Source organism: Inquilinus limosus MP06 (genome assembly GCF_000767795.1).
GTDB classification, from domain to species: Bacteria; Pseudomonadota; Alphaproteobacteria; order DSM-16000; family Inquilinaceae; genus Inquilinus; species Inquilinus limosus_E.
The window spans coordinates 1-13,608 of record NZ_JANX01000118.1; the positions used below are offsets into that span (position 1 = coordinate 1).

Sequence of the window (13,608 nt, forward strand, 5' to 3'; positions counted from 1 at the left end):
ATATCCAACGGGCCCGGCACGACCGGCCGGGCCGAGACTGAGGCCCATGCAGATCTTCCGTCACACCGAAAACCTGCCGGCCGCGGCGCGCGGCGCGGTGGTCGCCATCGGCAATTTCGACGGCGTGCATCGCGGCCACCAGACCGTGGTCGCGGCGGCGCAGGCCGAGGCACGGCGGCTGGGCGTGCCGCTCTGCGTGCTCAGCTTCGAGCCGCATCCGCGCAGCCTGTTCCGCCCGGACGACCCGCCCTTCCGCCTGACGCCGTTCCGGATCAAGGCGCGGCTCCTGGAAGCGCTGGGCGTCGACCTGCATGTGGTGCTGCATTTCGACCAGGCCTTCGCCGCCCGCTCGGCCGAGGATTTCATCGAGACCGTGCTGGTCGGGGCGCTGGGCGCCCGCCATGTCGTGGTCGGCTATGATTTCTGCTTCGGCCACCGCCGCGCCGGCACGCCGGAGACGCTGACCGCCTTCGGCCGGCGTCTCGGCTTCGGCGTCACCATCGTCACCCAGGCGTCGGACGAGACCGGCGGCCTCTACTCCTCCAGCCGGGCGCGAGAGCTGCTGGCCGAAGGCGACGCCCGCGGCGCCGCCGAGATCCTGGGCCGGCCCTGGGAGATCGAGGGCCGGGTCGAGCATGGCGACAAGCGTGGCCGCCAGCTCGGCTTCCCGACCGCCAATGTCGAGCTCGGCGATTTCCTGCGTCCGGCCTACGGCATCTACGCCGTGCGCTGCGCCGTGGATGGCGACGGCCCGCTGGCCTGGCACGACGGCGTCGCCAACCTCGGCATCCGGCCGATGTGGCGGACCGAGGCGCCGCTGCTCGAGGCCTATCTGTTCGACTTCTCCGGCGACCTCTATCATCGCCATCTGCGGGTGCAGCTGGTGGAATGGCTGCGCGGCGAGGAGAAGTTCGACTCGCTCGAGGCCCTGGTCGCCCAGATCGACCGTGACTGCGAGGCCGCCCGGCGAGCGCTGGCGCGCTAGGTCGCTACCGGTCAGTTCGGCCATTCCTCCGCCGGCCAGTCCCGCGCCGTGTGGATCACGCGCAGAATGACGACGCTTTCCCGGCCGGCGATCGGCCGCAGCTCATAGGCGATGACATAGGGGAGGCCGCTCATCGATTTTTCGTAGGTGCCGGTGAAGCGGCCGGGCCGGCCCGTCGCGAGTTTGCCGAGAGCGTCGCCCGCATCTCGAAGGCGATCGGCGATCCGTCTTGCGGCCATGGGATTGGCCCGCGCGATGAACGCGACCTGACCTTTGATGTCGTCCAGGGCTTCGCGCGACCAGCCGACGGGCCGCTTCACGACTTGCCTGAACGCCCCGCTTCGGCCGCCTGGATGGCAGCATGGATTTCAGCCATGGCCTCATCGTGCGGCACGATCCGCCCGGCCTCCGCATCGGCCATGCCACGCTTGATGCCCTCGATGATTTCAAGCTCGCGATCGACATAGGCCGCGACCGCTTCGCCAGCGAGGAACGACTTGCTCCGCCGCGTGCCGGCCGCAATCCGTTCGAGCTTTTCTTTCACGTCGGCCCTGACCCGGATCGTCATCGTGGTGCTGGCGGTCATCGCAAAGCCCTGTGTTGACTTGTACACACTCTAGCACGCTCTTGGCGTACCCTCCATGTCGGCTGCGCGCCTTGACCCCGGGCGTCCTTCCGGTACGATAAGGACATGCGCAAGCCGGCTGCCCTGTTCCGAATTATCCGCCCGGCCCTCTGACGGGGGTCGGGTCACCGCGCCGCGCGCACCCCTCCACATGCCGCCCCGCCGGCCCGATCGGGTCGTCCGGCTGGCATCCGAGCGTCAAAGCGGGTATTGAGCCCCGCGTGGATCCACGAGCCTTCATGTCATGACCGCCCAGCCTGCCGAGACACCGGGCGCCGCCCCGGCTGCTTCCGACTACCGATCCACCGTCTTCCTGCCGAAGACGGATTTCCCGATGCGCGGCGGCCTGCCCCAGAAGGAGCCGGAGCTGCTGGCCCGCTGGGCCGAGACCGACCTGCTGGGCCGGATCCGCGCCGCGTCCAAGGGACGCGAGAAGTTCGTGCTGCATGACGGCCCGCCCTACGCCAATGGCGACATCCATATCGGCCATGCCGTCAACAAGATCCTGAAGGACATCGTCGTCCGCACCCGGCAGATGCTGGGCCGGGATTCCGTCTATGTCCCGGGCTGGGACTGCCACGGCCTGCCGATCGAGTGGAAGATCGAGGAGAAGTACCGCAAGGCCGGCCAGGACAAGGACGCGGTGCCGGTGCTGCAGTTCCGCGAGGAATGCCGCGCCTTTGCCCGCCATTGGGTGGGCGTGCAGTCGGAGCAGTTCCAGCGCCTCGGCGTGATGGGCGATTGGGCTGACCCGTATCTGACCATGACCGACGCGGCCGAGGCGCAGATCGTCCGCGAGATCCACAAGTTCCTGCTGAATGGCGGGCTGTATCGCGGGCTGAAGCCGGTGCTGTGGTCGGTGGTCGAGAAGACCGCCCTGGCCGAGGCCGAGGTCGAGTACCAGGACCTGACCTCCGACATGGTCTGGGTGCGGTTCCCGGTGACCAAGACGTCGCGGCCGTCGCTGGAGGGTGCCGCCGCGGTGGCCTGGACCACCACGCCCTGGACCCTGCCGGCCAACCGCGCCATCGCCTACGGCCCGGATTTCGAATACGGCGTCTACAAGGTCGACACCGTGGCCGAAGGCAGCCTGGCCAAGGTCGGCGAGACGCTGGTCGTGGCCACGGCGCTGGCCGATGCGGTGGCCAAGGACCTCGCCGTCACCGGCTGGACCGCGATCGACAAGTTCCCGGGCTCGGAGTTCGCCGGCACCGTCGCCCGCCACCCGCTGGCGGGGCAGGGCTATGAGTTCGAGGTGCCGTTCCTGCCCGGCGGCCATGTCACGGTCGATGCCGGCACCGGTCTGGTCCACACCGCGCCCAGCCACGGCGCCGACGACTTCGACCTCGGCCGCGCCCACGGCATCCCGGCCAGCGAGACGGTGACCGAGGACGGCCGCTACCATGTCAGCGTGCCGCTGTTCGCCGGCCATGTGATCTACCGGCCGGACGGCAAGAAGGGCGACGCCAACAAGGTCGTCACCGCGGCGGTCGAGGCCGCGGGCGGCCTGCTGGCCAAGGGCCAGATCCGCCACTCCTACCCGCACAGCTGGCGGTCCAAGGCGCCGCTGATCTTCCGCGCCACGCCGCAATGGTTCATCTCGATGGAGACGAACGGGCTGCGCGAGACGGCGCTGGCGGCGCTGAAGCAGACCCGCTTCGTGCCGGAGCAGGGCTACAACCGCCTGTCCTCGATGATCGAGAGCCGGCCGGACTGGGTGATCAGCCGCCAGCGCGCCTGGGGCGTGCCGATCGCGATCTTCGTGGACAAGATGACCGGCGAGCCGCTGCGCGACCCCGCCGTGTGCCAGCGCATCGCCGCGGCCTTCGAGCTCGAGGGCTCGGACGCCTGGTACAAGCACGACGCCCAGTTCTTCCTGGGCGAGACCTTCAAGGCCGAGGATTACGAGCAGATCTTCGACATCGTCGACGTCTGGTTCGAATCCGGCTCGACCCACGCCTTCGTGCTGGAGCAGCGGCCGGAGCTGAAATGGCCGGCCGACCTGTATCTCGAGGGGTCGGACCAGCATCGCGGCTGGTTCCACTCCTCGCTACTGGAAAGTTGCGGCACGCGCGGCCGGGCGCCTTATGACGCGGTGCTGACCCACGGCTTCACGCTCGACGAGCAGGGCCGGAAGATGTCGAAGTCGCTCGGCAACGTGGTGGCTCCGCAGACGGTGGTCGACCAGTCGGGCGCCGACATCCTGCGCCTCTGGGTGGTCTCGACCGACTATTCCGAGGATATGCGCGTCGGCAAGGAGATCCTGAAGTACCAGGCCGATGCCTATCGCCGGCTGCGCAACACGCTGCGCTACCTGCTGGGCGCCCTCGACGGCTTCCAGGAGGCCGAGCGGCTGCCCGCCGCCGAGCTGCCGGAGCTGGAGCGCTGGGTGCTGCACCGGGTGCAGGAGCTGGACGGCACGGTCCGCCGGGCGATCGAGGCCTATGACTTCCACGCCATGTCGACGGCGCTGCACAACTTCTGCGCGGTCGACCTGTCGGCCTTCTACTTCGACATCCGCAAGGACTCGCTGTACTGCGACCGGCCGGACGATCCGCGCCGCCGCGCCGTGCGCACCGTGCTCGACATCCTGTTCGACCACCTGACGGTCTGGCTGGCGCCGATCCTCTGCTTCACGGCGGAGGAGGCGTGGCTGGCCCGGCATGGCGACGCGGCGGACAGCAGCGTCCATCTCCGCACCTTCCCGGATGTGCCGGACGCCTGGCGCGACGACGCGCTGGCGGCGCGCTGGGTCCGGCTGCGCGACCTGCGCCGCGTGGTCACCGGCGCGATCGAGCTGAAGCGTGGGGAGAAGCAGATCGGCTCGTCCCTGCAGGCCCATCCGGCAGTATTTGCTGGCGCAGCTGATCGGGAGCTGCTGAAGAGCCTCGATTTTGCCGAGATCTGCATCACCTCCGCGCTGACTGTCTTTGACAAGGAAAAGCCGGAGCCGCGCGACGAAGCTATCCTCAGCAAATTGAAGGGTGACTACTTCAAATTGGCAGATGTGCCGGATGTCGAAGTCTACGTGATGTCGGCCGAGGGCCATCGCTGCGAGCGCTGCTGGAAGGTCCTGCCGGAGGTCGGCATGGTCGCGGCCCATCCGGACCTGTGCGTCCGCTGCGCCGATGCCGTGGACGCCGCCGCTTCCGGGGCATCGGCATGACCGATCCGCGGCTGTTCCGGCGCGGCATCGTCATCGCCGTCGTGATCCTGATCGCCGACCAGCTCAGCAAATGGTGGGTGCTGAAGGGCCTGTTCGGCCTGGCGGACCCGATCACCACCGTCAGCTGGGCGCCGCCCATCCGGATCACCGGCTTCCTCGATTTCGCCATGGTCTGGAACTATGGAATCAGCTTCGGTCTCCTCGCCGGCGACACGCCGCTGGCGCGCTGGGGCCTGTCGGCCGTCGCGGCCGCCGTCGTCGCTGGGCTGGTGGCATGGCTGTGGCGCAACGACCGGGGCCTCGTCGCTTTCGGCGTCGGGCTGATCATCGGCGGGGCGATCGGCAACGTGATCGACCGGCTGCGCTTCGGCGCCGTCGCCGACTTCTTGCATTTTCACGCCGGGGAGTATTCCTTCTGGGTGTTCAACGTGGCCGACAGCGCGATCAGCATCGGGGTGATGCTGCTGATCGCGGACAGCCTGTTCGGCCGGCGCACGCACCCGGTGACGGCGCAGCAGAGGGATCGAATGTGAGCGGGCAGTCTCGTTTTCTCCAGTCCACCTCCCAGTCCCAGCCCGTCCGGGCGCGGCGGGGCAGGCTGGTCACGCTGGCCGGCTTGGTCGTCGCCACCCTCGCCGTCGCCGGCTGCGGCGGGAACCAGACGGTGCAGGAGATGATCGGCTACGACCGGTCGACCCCCGACGAGTTCGCGGTGATGCCGCGCGCGCCGCTGGCGATGCCGGCCTCGATGGACGAGCTGCCGCCGCCGACGCCTGGCGCGCCGCGGCCGCAGGAGGCCCAGCCGCGCGAGCAGGCGGAGGCCATCCTGTTCGGCCAGGGCCAGAAGGTGACGCGCGCCGAGGCCGCCCCCGCCGCGACCGGGGCCGGCGCTTCCGCTATCCTGGCCAAGGCCGGGCAGGCGGATCAGAACATCCGCGGCACGGTCGACCAGGAGACGACGCAGCGGGCGGCCAGCGAAGACGGCTTCATCGACCGCCTGATGTTCTGGAACTCCAAGCCGCTGCCCGGCACCGTGGTCGATCCCTACAAGGAATCGGCACGCCTGAACACCAATGCCGAGGCCGGCAAGCCGCTGACGACCGGCGACACGCCGATCATCATCCGCCGGCGGCCGGCACCGCTCGAGGGCCTGGTCCCGACCTTCTGAAGGTAGAGTTCTGCGGGCCGGCCCATGCCGGCCCATTTTTTTGATCCGACACGCTGCCGCACCGGAGGCGCCTGCCCATGTCCGATCTGACCCGCTCACCCGCCTGGACCGCGCTCGACGCGCACCGCAAGACGATGGAGGGCGTGCAGATGCGCGACCTCTTCGCCGCCGACCCGAAGCGCTTCGACCGCTTCTCGCTGCGCCTGGGCGAGGTGCTGCTCGACTACTCCAAGAACCGGGTGACCGAGGAGACGCTGGGCCTCCTCTTCGCCCTCGCCCGCCAGCAGGATGTCGAGGGCTGGCGCGACCGCATGTTCGCCGGCGACCTGATCAACGGCACCGAGCATCGCGCCGTGCTGCACACCGCGCTGCGGGCCGAGCTGACCGGCTCGATCGCGGTCGACGGCGAGAACGTGCTGCCCGAGGTGGCGGCCGTGCTGAGGCATATGCGGGAATTCTCCGACGCGGTGCGCGACGGCAGCTGGACCGGCTACACCGGCAAGCCGATCACCGACGTGATCAACATCGGCATCGGCGGCTCCGACCTCGGCCCGGTGATGGTGTCGGAGGCGCTGGTGCCCTACCAGCACCCGCGCATCAAGCTGCACTTCGTCTCCAATGTCGACGGCACCCATATCGCCGAGACGCTGAAGCGGATCGACCCCGAGACCAGCCTGTTCCTGATCGCGTCGAAGACCTTCACGACGCAGGAGACGCTGACCAACGCCCACACCGCCCGGCGCTGGTTCCTGAAGTCGGGCGCGCCGGAGGCGGCGATCGCCAAGCATTTCGCGGCGTTGTCGACCAATGCGGCCGAGGTGTCGAAATTCGGCATCGACACCGCCAACATGTTCGGCTTCTGGGATTGGGTCGGCGGCCGCTACTCGGTGTGGTCGGCGATCGGCCTGCCGGTGATGATCGGCATCGGCGCCGACGCGTTCGAGCGCTTCCTGGCCGGCGGCCGCGCCATGGATGCGCATTTCCGCACGGCGCCGCTGGAGCAGAACCTGCCGGCGGTGATGGGCGTGCTGGGTGTCTGGTACATCAACTTCTGGGACGCGCAGACCCATGCGGTCCTGCCCTACGACCAATACCTGCACCGGCTGCCGGCCTATCTGCAGCAGGCGGACATGGAGTCGAACGGCAAGTCGGTCGACCGCCAGGGCCGCCGCGTCGACTACCAGACCGGGCCGGTGATCTTCGGCGAGCCCGGCACCAACGGCCAGCACTCCTTCTACCAGCTGATCCACCAGGGGACGAAGATCATCCCCTGCGACTTCATCGCGCCGGTGGAGAGCCACAACCCGGTCGACGACCACCACCCGATCCTCTTGTCCAACGTGCTGGCGCAGACAGAGGCGCTGATGGTCGGCAAGACGCCGGACCAGGTCCGGGCGGAGCTGACCAAGGCCGGGATGTCCGGCGCGGCGCTGGAGGCGCTGCTGCCGTTCAAGGTGTTCGAGGGCAACCACCCGTCGAACACCGTCCTGGTGCGGACGATCGACCCCTACACCCTCGGCCTGCTGGTCGCGCTCTACGAGCACAAGATCTTCGTCCAGGGCATCATCTGGAACATCTACTCCTTCGACCAGTGGGGGGTGGAACTGGGCAAGCAGCTGGCCAAGGCCATCCTGCCCGAGCTCCTGGGCGAAAAGGCGCCGGGCGCGCATGACAGCTCGACCCTCGGGCTGCTCGCCGCGATCCGCGACTGGTCCTGAGCTTTGCCGGCCGATCCATATCGATCACATATGGATCGGCCGGAATCACACTATTGGACATGATGGCTGCCCCGGCTCATCTCTAGGGCGTCCGGGACGAAACGAGTCCCGCGAGCCGCCCGCGAGCCGAGGACATGCCATGACCAAAGACTGGAACCCCGCCCTCTACCGCCGCTACGAGGACGAGCGCACGCGCCCGGCCCGCGACCTGCTGGGCCGTGTCGAGCTCGATCCGCCGGCGAATGGCCGGCCGCTGGTGGTCTACGACCTCGGCTGCGGCCCGGGCAATTCGACCGAGCTGCTGGTCGAGCGGTTCCCGGGGGCCCGGGTCACCGGCATCGATAGCTCCGAGGCCATGCTGGCCGACGCCCGCGCCCGCCTGCCGGGCTGCCGCTTCGAGCGGCACGACGTTGCCGAATGGCGGCCGGAGGACGCGCCGGACCTGATCTATGCCAACGCCACGCTGCAATGGCTGCCGGGGCACGAGGCCCTGGTGCCGCGGCTGTTCGGCCTCTTGGCCCCCGGCGGCGTGCTGGCGGTGCAGATGCCCGACAACCGGGAGGAGCCGACGCACCGGCTGATGCGCGCTGTGGCGGGCGAGGGGCCCTGGCGGGAGACGATCGGCGAGGCCGCGCTGGTGCGGACGAAGATCCTGCCGCTCGACGCCTATTACGACCTGCTGGCGCCGCTGGCGGCCGAGACCGATGTCTGGCGCACCGCCTACCAGCATCCGATGGCCTCGCCGGAGGCGATCGTCGACTGGGTGCGCGGCACCGGCCTGCGGCCCTTCATCGACCCGCTAGGCGACGAGCAGCGCGCCGGCTTCCTGCAGGACTACACGAGCCGCATCGCCGAGGCCTATCGGCCGAAGGCGGATGGCAAGCTGCTGCTGGCCTTCCCGCGGCTGTTCTTCGTCGCCCGCCGCCCGCGCTAGGCGCGGGCCTTTCCGGCGGCGGGGCGGGTCCCCACATGGCGGGGAGGGCCATGACGACGGAGCCTGCCATGTCGATCCCCCACCTCGCTGCGATCGGGTCGCTGCTCGGCCTGCTGCTGCTGCTCGCCGCCTGCGAAGGCATCGAGGTCAAGCCGTACTCGCCGAATGCCGGCCGCAGCTCCCTCGGCGCGGGCAGCAGCGGCCGCCATTGAGGCCGCCGCCATGCCGTGACAGGATCGCGGCATGACCCTCTATCTCTGCCGCACCTGCGGCACCCAATATCCCGACAGCCCGGCGCCGCCGGCCGCCTGCCCGATCTGCGAGGACGACCGGCAATACGTGCCCGAATCCGGCCAGGCCTGGCTGACGCCGGAGGAGCTGCGGCGGGATCACCGCGTCACCTTCACCCCGGTCGAACCCGGCTTGCAGCAGCTGCTGGTCGAGCCGGAATTCGCGATCGGCGAGCGCGCCTTCCTGATCCCGCTGCCGGATGGCGGCGTGGTGATGTGGGATTGCCTGGCGCTGCTCGACGACGCCACCGAGGCGGCGATCCGAGGGATGGGGGGCCTGCGCGCCATCGCCATCTCGCACCCGCACTACTACACGACGATGGTGGATTGGGCGCACCGCTTCGGCTGCCCGGTCCATCTCCATGCCGATGACCGGGAATGGGTGCAGCGGCCGGACCCGGCGCTGTCCTTCTGGACCGGCGGGACCCTGGATCTCGGCGACGGCCTGACCGTGATCCGCTGCGGCGGCCATTTCGCCGGCGCCGCAGTGCTGCACTGGGCGGCCGGGGCGGAAGGGCGCGGCGTGCTGCTCAGCGGCGACACCATCCAGGGCGTGCCGGACCGGGGCTGGGTCTCCTTCATGTACAGCTATCCCAACCTGATCCCGCTGCCGGCCGCGGCGGTGCAGGGCATCGCCGACGCGGTGGCGCCCTACGAATTCGACCGGCTGTACGGCGCCTTCGTCGGTCGGCAGGTCAAGTCGGATGCCCGCGGCGCCGTGCTGCGCTCCGCCGACCGCTACATCCGGGCGATCCGGGGCGGCTGAACCGGCCGCTCCCGGAGCGCGGATCCGGGCAGCTCAGCCGCCGGCCGCGGCGGTGGCGAAGGCGGCGAGCTCCCGTCCGAACCGGGCCGGCTCCTCATAGAAGGGGCTGTGGCCGCTCTCCGCATAGACCGACAGGCGGCTGTCCGGGTGCAGCGCCTTGATCCGCTCCGACATCGCCAGCCGGACCAGCCGGTCATGGGCCCCGTGCGTCAGCAGGATCGGGCCGGCATAGGCCCGGAAGACGGGCTCGAGATCGGGCGTCGCGGTCTTCACGAAGCCTTCGTTCACGGCGCGCGCCGTCATGCCGTTGATGACCAGCATGCGCTGCAGCTCCACGCCCGCCGGCGGCTGGTGGAAGCAGGCGGCAAGGAACTCGGCCGTCGCCGCGGTCCGTTCCGCCAGGTCGTGCGAGATCGCGGTCCGGGCGAAATCGCCGGCCAGCGGCGTCAGCAGGTCCGGCGACAGCTTGGTGACGGCGTCGACCAGGTTGACCCCGGCGATCCCCGAGCCGCCGTATTTCCGCAGATGGGCGCCGGCCACGAAGCCGCCGAGCGACCAGCCCACCAGCACCGGGCGGCGCAGCCCTGCGCCGGCGATCACGGCGGCGACGTCCTCCGCCCACCGGTCGGCGTCGGCATAGGCGTCCGGCGAGTCGGGCTTGTCCGAATCGCCATGCCCGCGAAGGTCGAAGCGGACCAGGCGGAAGCCCGCCAGCGCCGGATCGGCGAACTGCCGGTCCCAGCTCAGCCGGCTCTGGCGCAGGCCGTGGATGAACAGGATCTCGGGTGCCTGCGGGTCGCCCTGCGCCTCGCCAACCAGCATCGTGCCGTCGGCCGAGCGTGCGGAGAACGGCCCGGCGCCGTCGGTCGCGGCCGGGCCGGAGGGTGACCCCGCGGCATGGGAGAGCTTGGCCTGGCCGGCCAGGAGGGCGAGGCTGGCGGCGCCGGCCAGGAACCCGCGTCGTGAACGATCCATGAGCATCATCCATGTTGTTTAGCGATCGCTATTCAACGGACTTGACCGCGTCTGTCAAGATGTTGTTTAGTGGCCGCTATGGAACCGGATGCGAAATCGCGCGGCGGGCGGCCCTGGAGCTTCGACCGCGACAAGGCGGTCGAGACCGCGATGCGGCTGTTCTGGCGGCACGGCTATGAGGGGGTGTCGATCGGCGACCTGACCAAGGCGATCAGGATCGCGCCGCCCAGCCTCTATGCCGCCTTCGGCAGCAAGGCCGGGCTGTACCGGGAGGCGCTGGCCCGCTACGAGGACGACGTCGGCGCGCTCAAGATGGACCCGCCCGGCTCGGCCGGCACGCTGGCGGAGGCCGTGCGGCACCTGCTCGAGGCCGCGGTCAGGGCGGTCACCCATCCCGACCGGGAGCGCGGCTGCATGATCTCCAGCGGGATGATCACCTGTCATCCGGAGCACGAATCCCTGGCCCGCGATCTCGCCGCGCGACGCGACGCCATGCGCGAGAGGATCGCGCAGGCGCTGCTGCCGTTCGCGGATGGGGGCGGGACGGGCCGCCTGGCCCGGCACCTGGCCGCCGTCATGCAGGGAATCTCGATCCAGGTGCGGGACGGCGCGTCGCCGGCGGAGCTGCAGGAGATCGTCGACGACGTCGTCGCGGGTGTCGAGGCACGGCAGCCCAGGGCGGGCTCACGCCCCTGATCGGCGCTCCGCCGTCATCATGAAACGCACACCTGCCGGGTAGCCGGCGGCTTGCTTGCCCCGCCGGCCGCTTCGCCGCATCCTGCCCCGCCAGATCGGACATAAGGGGAAGAGGCATGGCCCGCAGGATCGTGATCACCGGCGCCGGGGCGGGGCTGGGGCTGGAATTGACACGATGGTACGCGACGCGCGGCGACACCGTGGTCGGCGTAGCCCGCAGCGACGCGGCGGCGGCCGATTTCACGGCGGCGGCCGGGCCGGCGGGCATCCTGGTCCGCGGCGACGTCACCGACCAAGCCTGCGCCGACGAGTTGCGCCGCGTGCTGGCGGAGCGGGCGCCGGCGGTGGACATCCTCTACAACAATGCCGGCATGTCCGGCCGCGGGGCGCAGCTGGCCGGCATCCGGATCGAGGATGTGCAGCAGGCGCTCGACGTCCACTGCCTGGCGGCGCTGCGCATCAGCCAGGCGGCGATCGACGCGCTGCTGGCGGCGGAAAAGCCGGCCATCGTCAATGTCAGCAGCCGGCTCGGCTCGATCGGCCGGGTCGCGGCCGGCGACTTCGACCATCTCGGCATCGCTTACGCCACCCGCATCTCCAAGGCGGCGCAGAACATGCTGACCGCCTGCCTGGCGCGGGAGTTCGGGTCGCGCGGCCTCGCCGTCTACGCCGTCCATCCCGGCCGGATCCGCACGAAGATGGCCAGCGCCGACGCCGATCTGGAGGCGCCGGAGGCGGCAGCCCGCCTGGCCGGCTGGGTCGATCGCATCCGCCCGGACCGGCAGGTGTTCTACGGCGAGCCGGAGCTCGGCACGTTTCCCTGGTAACCGCTTTTCCCGGCCGGCCCTGAAACTTTCCCGGCACGCATCCCGTAAAGCCTCCCCGTCCCGGTCATCCGGCGACGAAACCCAGTGGGAGAAACCGAGATGCGTGCCGTTCGTATCCTCTCCAGCGCCGTCGGCGCCTGCCTGTTCCTCGCCTCCGCCAGCCCGGCCTTCGCCGAGACCACCGTCATGGTCGGCGGCGCGGCCATGTACCCGAGCAAGACCATCGTCGAGAACGCGGTCAATTCGAAGGACCACACCACGCTGGTGGCGGCGGTCAAGACGGCCGGGCTGGTCGACACCCTGAACGGCGCCGGCCCCTTCACCGTCTTCGCCCCGACCAACGCCGCCTTCGGCAAGCTGCCCAGGGGCACGGTCGACACCCTGGTGAAGCCCGAGAACAAGGCGATGCTGACCCAGATCCTGACCTATCACGTCGTGCCCGGCCGGCTGACCGCGGCCGACCTGCAGAAGGCGGTCAAGGACGGGAAGGGCAAGGCCGTGCTGAAGACGGTCGAGGGCGAGCCCCTGACCGTGGAGTGGAAGCATGAGCGGCTGGAGGTGGTCGACGCCAAGGGCGGCACCGCCTGGGTGACGATCCCCGACGTGCTGCAGTCGAACGGCGTGATCCATGTCGTCGACACCGTGCTGATGCCGTAGTGGCCGGCGAGGGAGCCGGCGATTTCGCGTCCGCCCGCCGGGGCTCTGCTGCTAGAGTCCCGGCACCCTTGAGGCGGGAAGCGATGCCGGCCGAGGACGAGAACTTGACCCGGATGCTGCAGGCGGCCGGCCGTGGGGACCAGCGCGCCTTCAAGGCGCTGTACGACCGCACCGCGCCGCTGCTGTTCGGCATCGTGCTGCGCATCCTGCGCAACCGGGCGACGGCGGAGGAGGTGCTGCAGGATGCCTATCTTCGCATCTGGCGCAACGCCTACGCCTTCTCGGCCGACGCCGGCTCACCGCTCGGCTGGATGGCGGCGATCGCCCGCAACCGCGCCATCGACGTCGCCCGGCAGCGGCGCGAGGTGCTGGTCGAGCCGGATGAGGACGGCCGCGACTGGCTGGAGGCGATCCCCGATCCGCGCGCCGAGGGGCCGGGCTTCGTCGCCCTGCGCCAGCTCGGCCATTGCCTGGGCCTGATGGAGGACAGCCATCGCCGCTGCGTGCTGCTGGCCTATTACGAGGGCTATTCGCGGGAGGAGCTGGCGGCCCGCTTCGACCGGCCGGTCAACACCATCAAGACCTGGCTGCATCGCGGCCTGGCCGCCCTGCGGCAATGCATGGACGGAGCCGGACCATGACCGAGGAGCAGGAGGGCCGGATCGCCGAATACGTCCTCGGCACCCTGCCGGCGGAGGAGCGGGCCGCGTTCGAGCGCGAGTTGGCGGCCGACCCGACGCTCAGGGCCGAGGTCGCGGCCTGGGAGCGGCGCCTGGCCGGGCTGGCGGCGCAGGTGCCGCC

15 protein-coding genes are annotated in these 13,608 nt (G+C 70.1%); 12 read left to right on the forward strand and 3 right to left on the reverse strand.

Annotated elements, in window-relative coordinates:
- Window positions 1-46: 46 nt before the first annotated feature.
- Window positions 47-985 carry a bifunctional riboflavin kinase/FAD synthetase gene (locus P409_RS11980; protein ID WP_034836135.1) on the forward strand — a complete coding sequence of 313 codons (939 nt, stop codon included), beginning with the start codon at window positions 47-49 and terminating at the stop codon, window positions 983-985.
- Window positions 986-996: 11 nt separating this feature from the next.
- Here the strand turns inward: P409_RS11980 and P409_RS11985 are convergent, their stop codons facing one another.
- Window positions 997-1,305, reverse strand: a complete 309-nt coding sequence (locus P409_RS11985; RefSeq protein WP_034836139.1) for a type II toxin-antitoxin system RelE/ParE family toxin — start codon at window positions 1,303-1,305, stop codon at window positions 997-999.
- Window positions 1,302-1,571: a CopG family ribbon-helix-helix protein gene (locus tag P409_RS11990; protein WP_034836181.1), complete on the reverse strand. Its 270-nt coding sequence runs from the start codon at window positions 1,569-1,571 to the stop codon at window positions 1,302-1,304. The genes P409_RS11985 and P409_RS11990 overlap by 4 nt, the downstream gene beginning before the upstream one ends.
- A 283-nt stretch (window positions 1,572-1,854) precedes the next feature.
- Between P409_RS11990 and ileS the strand changes: the two genes are divergently transcribed.
- The 7 genes from ileS to P409_RS12020 all read left to right on the forward strand — a co-directional run bounded on the left by ileS (window position 1,855) and on the right by P409_RS12020 (window position 9,652).
- Entirely contained in the window at window positions 1,855-4,776 is a 2,922-nt protein-coding gene (ileS, locus tag P409_RS11995) for an isoleucine--tRNA ligase (RefSeq protein ID WP_052120436.1), read from the forward strand.
- Complete coding sequence (gene lspA, locus P409_RS12000) at window positions 4,773-5,309, forward strand: signal peptidase II (RefSeq protein ID WP_034836145.1); 537 nt, start codon at window positions 4,773-4,775, stop codon at window positions 5,307-5,309. Before ileS ends, lspA begins: the two co-directional genes overlap by 4 nt.
- On the forward strand, window positions 5,306-5,944 hold the full coding sequence (locus P409_RS12005) for a DUF3035 domain-containing protein (RefSeq protein WP_152613341.1): 639 nt from the start codon (window positions 5,306-5,308) through the stop codon (window positions 5,942-5,944). The genes lspA and P409_RS12005 overlap by 4 nt, the downstream gene beginning before the upstream one ends.
- A gap of 77 nt (window positions 5,945-6,021) precedes the next feature.
- Window positions 6,022-7,662, forward strand: a complete 1,641-nt coding sequence (pgi, locus tag P409_RS12010; protein WP_034836150.1) for a glucose-6-phosphate isomerase — start codon at window positions 6,022-6,024, stop codon at window positions 7,660-7,662.
- Between the two features lie 139 nt (window positions 7,663-7,801).
- On the forward strand, window positions 7,802-8,596 hold the full coding sequence (gene tam / locus P409_RS12015) for a trans-aconitate 2-methyltransferase (protein WP_034836155.1): 795 nt from the start codon (window positions 7,802-7,804) through the stop codon (window positions 8,594-8,596).
- 68 nt (window positions 8,597-8,664) lie between these two features.
- Window positions 8,665-8,808, forward strand: a complete 144-nt coding sequence (locus P409_RS38840; protein WP_161790380.1) for a hypothetical protein — start codon at window positions 8,665-8,667, stop codon at window positions 8,806-8,808.
- 31 nt (window positions 8,809-8,839) lie between these two features.
- Window positions 8,840-9,652 (forward strand): MBL fold metallo-hydrolase, encoded by an 813-nt coding sequence (locus P409_RS12020; protein WP_034836160.1) that lies wholly within the window; start codon window positions 8,840-8,842, stop codon window positions 9,650-9,652.
- 33 nt (window positions 9,653-9,685) lie between these two features.
- On the opposite strand, the gene P409_RS12025 is transcribed toward P409_RS12020, so the two are convergent.
- Window positions 9,686-10,627 (reverse strand): alpha/beta fold hydrolase, encoded by a 942-nt coding sequence (locus tag P409_RS12025; RefSeq protein ID WP_034836164.1) that lies wholly within the window; start codon window positions 10,625-10,627, stop codon window positions 9,686-9,688.
- A gap of 78 nt (window positions 10,628-10,705) precedes the next feature.
- Between P409_RS12025 and P409_RS12030 the strand changes: the two genes are divergently transcribed.
- The 4 genes from P409_RS12030 (at window position 10,706) to P409_RS12045 (ending at window position 13,448) form a co-directional block, all read left to right on the forward strand.
- Window positions 10,706-11,323: a TetR/AcrR family transcriptional regulator gene (locus P409_RS12030; RefSeq protein ID WP_034836169.1), complete on the forward strand. Its 618-nt coding sequence runs from the start codon at window positions 10,706-10,708 to the stop codon at window positions 11,321-11,323.
- A gap of 116 nt (window positions 11,324-11,439) precedes the next feature.
- Entirely contained in the window at window positions 11,440-12,150 is a 711-nt protein-coding gene (locus P409_RS12035; protein ID WP_034836174.1) for an SDR family NAD(P)-dependent oxidoreductase, read from the forward strand.
- Between the two features lie 99 nt (window positions 12,151-12,249).
- Window positions 12,250-12,807, forward strand: coding sequence for a fasciclin domain-containing protein (locus P409_RS12040; RefSeq protein ID WP_052120438.1), 558 nt, complete (start codon window positions 12,250-12,252; stop codon window positions 12,805-12,807).
- Between the two features lie 83 nt (window positions 12,808-12,890).
- On the forward strand, window positions 12,891-13,448 hold the full coding sequence (locus tag P409_RS12045; protein ID WP_034836177.1) for a sigma-70 family RNA polymerase sigma factor: 558 nt from the start codon (window positions 12,891-12,893) through the stop codon (window positions 13,446-13,448).
- Window positions 13,449-13,608 lie beyond the last annotated feature (160 nt).

Bases quoted from the DNA above. Each gene is read 5' to 3' on its own strand.
- P409_RS12020 (WP_034836160.1), top strand. From the start codon at position 8,840: ATGACCCTCTATCTCTGCCGCACCTGCGGCACCCAATATCCCGACAGC.
- P409_RS38840 (WP_161790380.1), top strand. From the start codon at position 8,665: ATGTCGATCCCCCACCTCGCTGCGATCGGGTCGCTGCTCGGCCTGCTG.
- tam (WP_034836155.1), top strand. From the start codon at position 7,802: ATGACCAAAGACTGGAACCCCGCCCTCTACCGCCGCTACGAGGACGAG.
- P409_RS12025 (WP_034836164.1), bottom strand. From the start codon at position 10,627: ATGGATCGTTCACGACGCGGGTTCCTGGCCGGCGCCGCCAGCCTCGCC.
- pgi (WP_034836150.1), top strand. From the start codon at position 6,022: ATGTCCGATCTGACCCGCTCACCCGCCTGGACCGCGCTCGACGCGCAC.
- P409_RS11990 (WP_034836181.1), bottom strand. From the start codon at position 1,571: ATGACCGCCAGCACCACGATGACGATCCGGGTCAGGGCCGACGTGAAA.
- P409_RS12040 (WP_052120438.1), top strand. From the start codon at position 12,250: ATGCGTGCCGTTCGTATCCTCTCCAGCGCCGTCGGCGCCTGCCTGTTC.
- ileS (WP_052120436.1), top strand. From the start codon at position 1,855: ATGACCGCCCAGCCTGCCGAGACACCGGGCGCCGCCCCGGCTGCTTCC.
- P409_RS12035 (WP_034836174.1), top strand. From the start codon at position 11,440: ATGGCCCGCAGGATCGTGATCACCGGCGCCGGGGCGGGGCTGGGGCTG.
- P409_RS12045 (WP_034836177.1), top strand. From the start codon at position 12,891: ATGCCGGCCGAGGACGAGAACTTGACCCGGATGCTGCAGGCGGCCGGC.
- lspA (WP_034836145.1), top strand. From the start codon at position 4,773: ATGACCGATCCGCGGCTGTTCCGGCGCGGCATCGTCATCGCCGTCGTG.
- P409_RS12030 (WP_034836169.1), top strand. From the start codon at position 10,706: ATGGAACCGGATGCGAAATCGCGCGGCGGGCGGCCCTGGAGCTTCGAC.
- P409_RS11980 (WP_034836135.1), top strand. From the start codon at position 47: ATGCAGATCTTCCGTCACACCGAAAACCTGCCGGCCGCGGCGCGCGGC.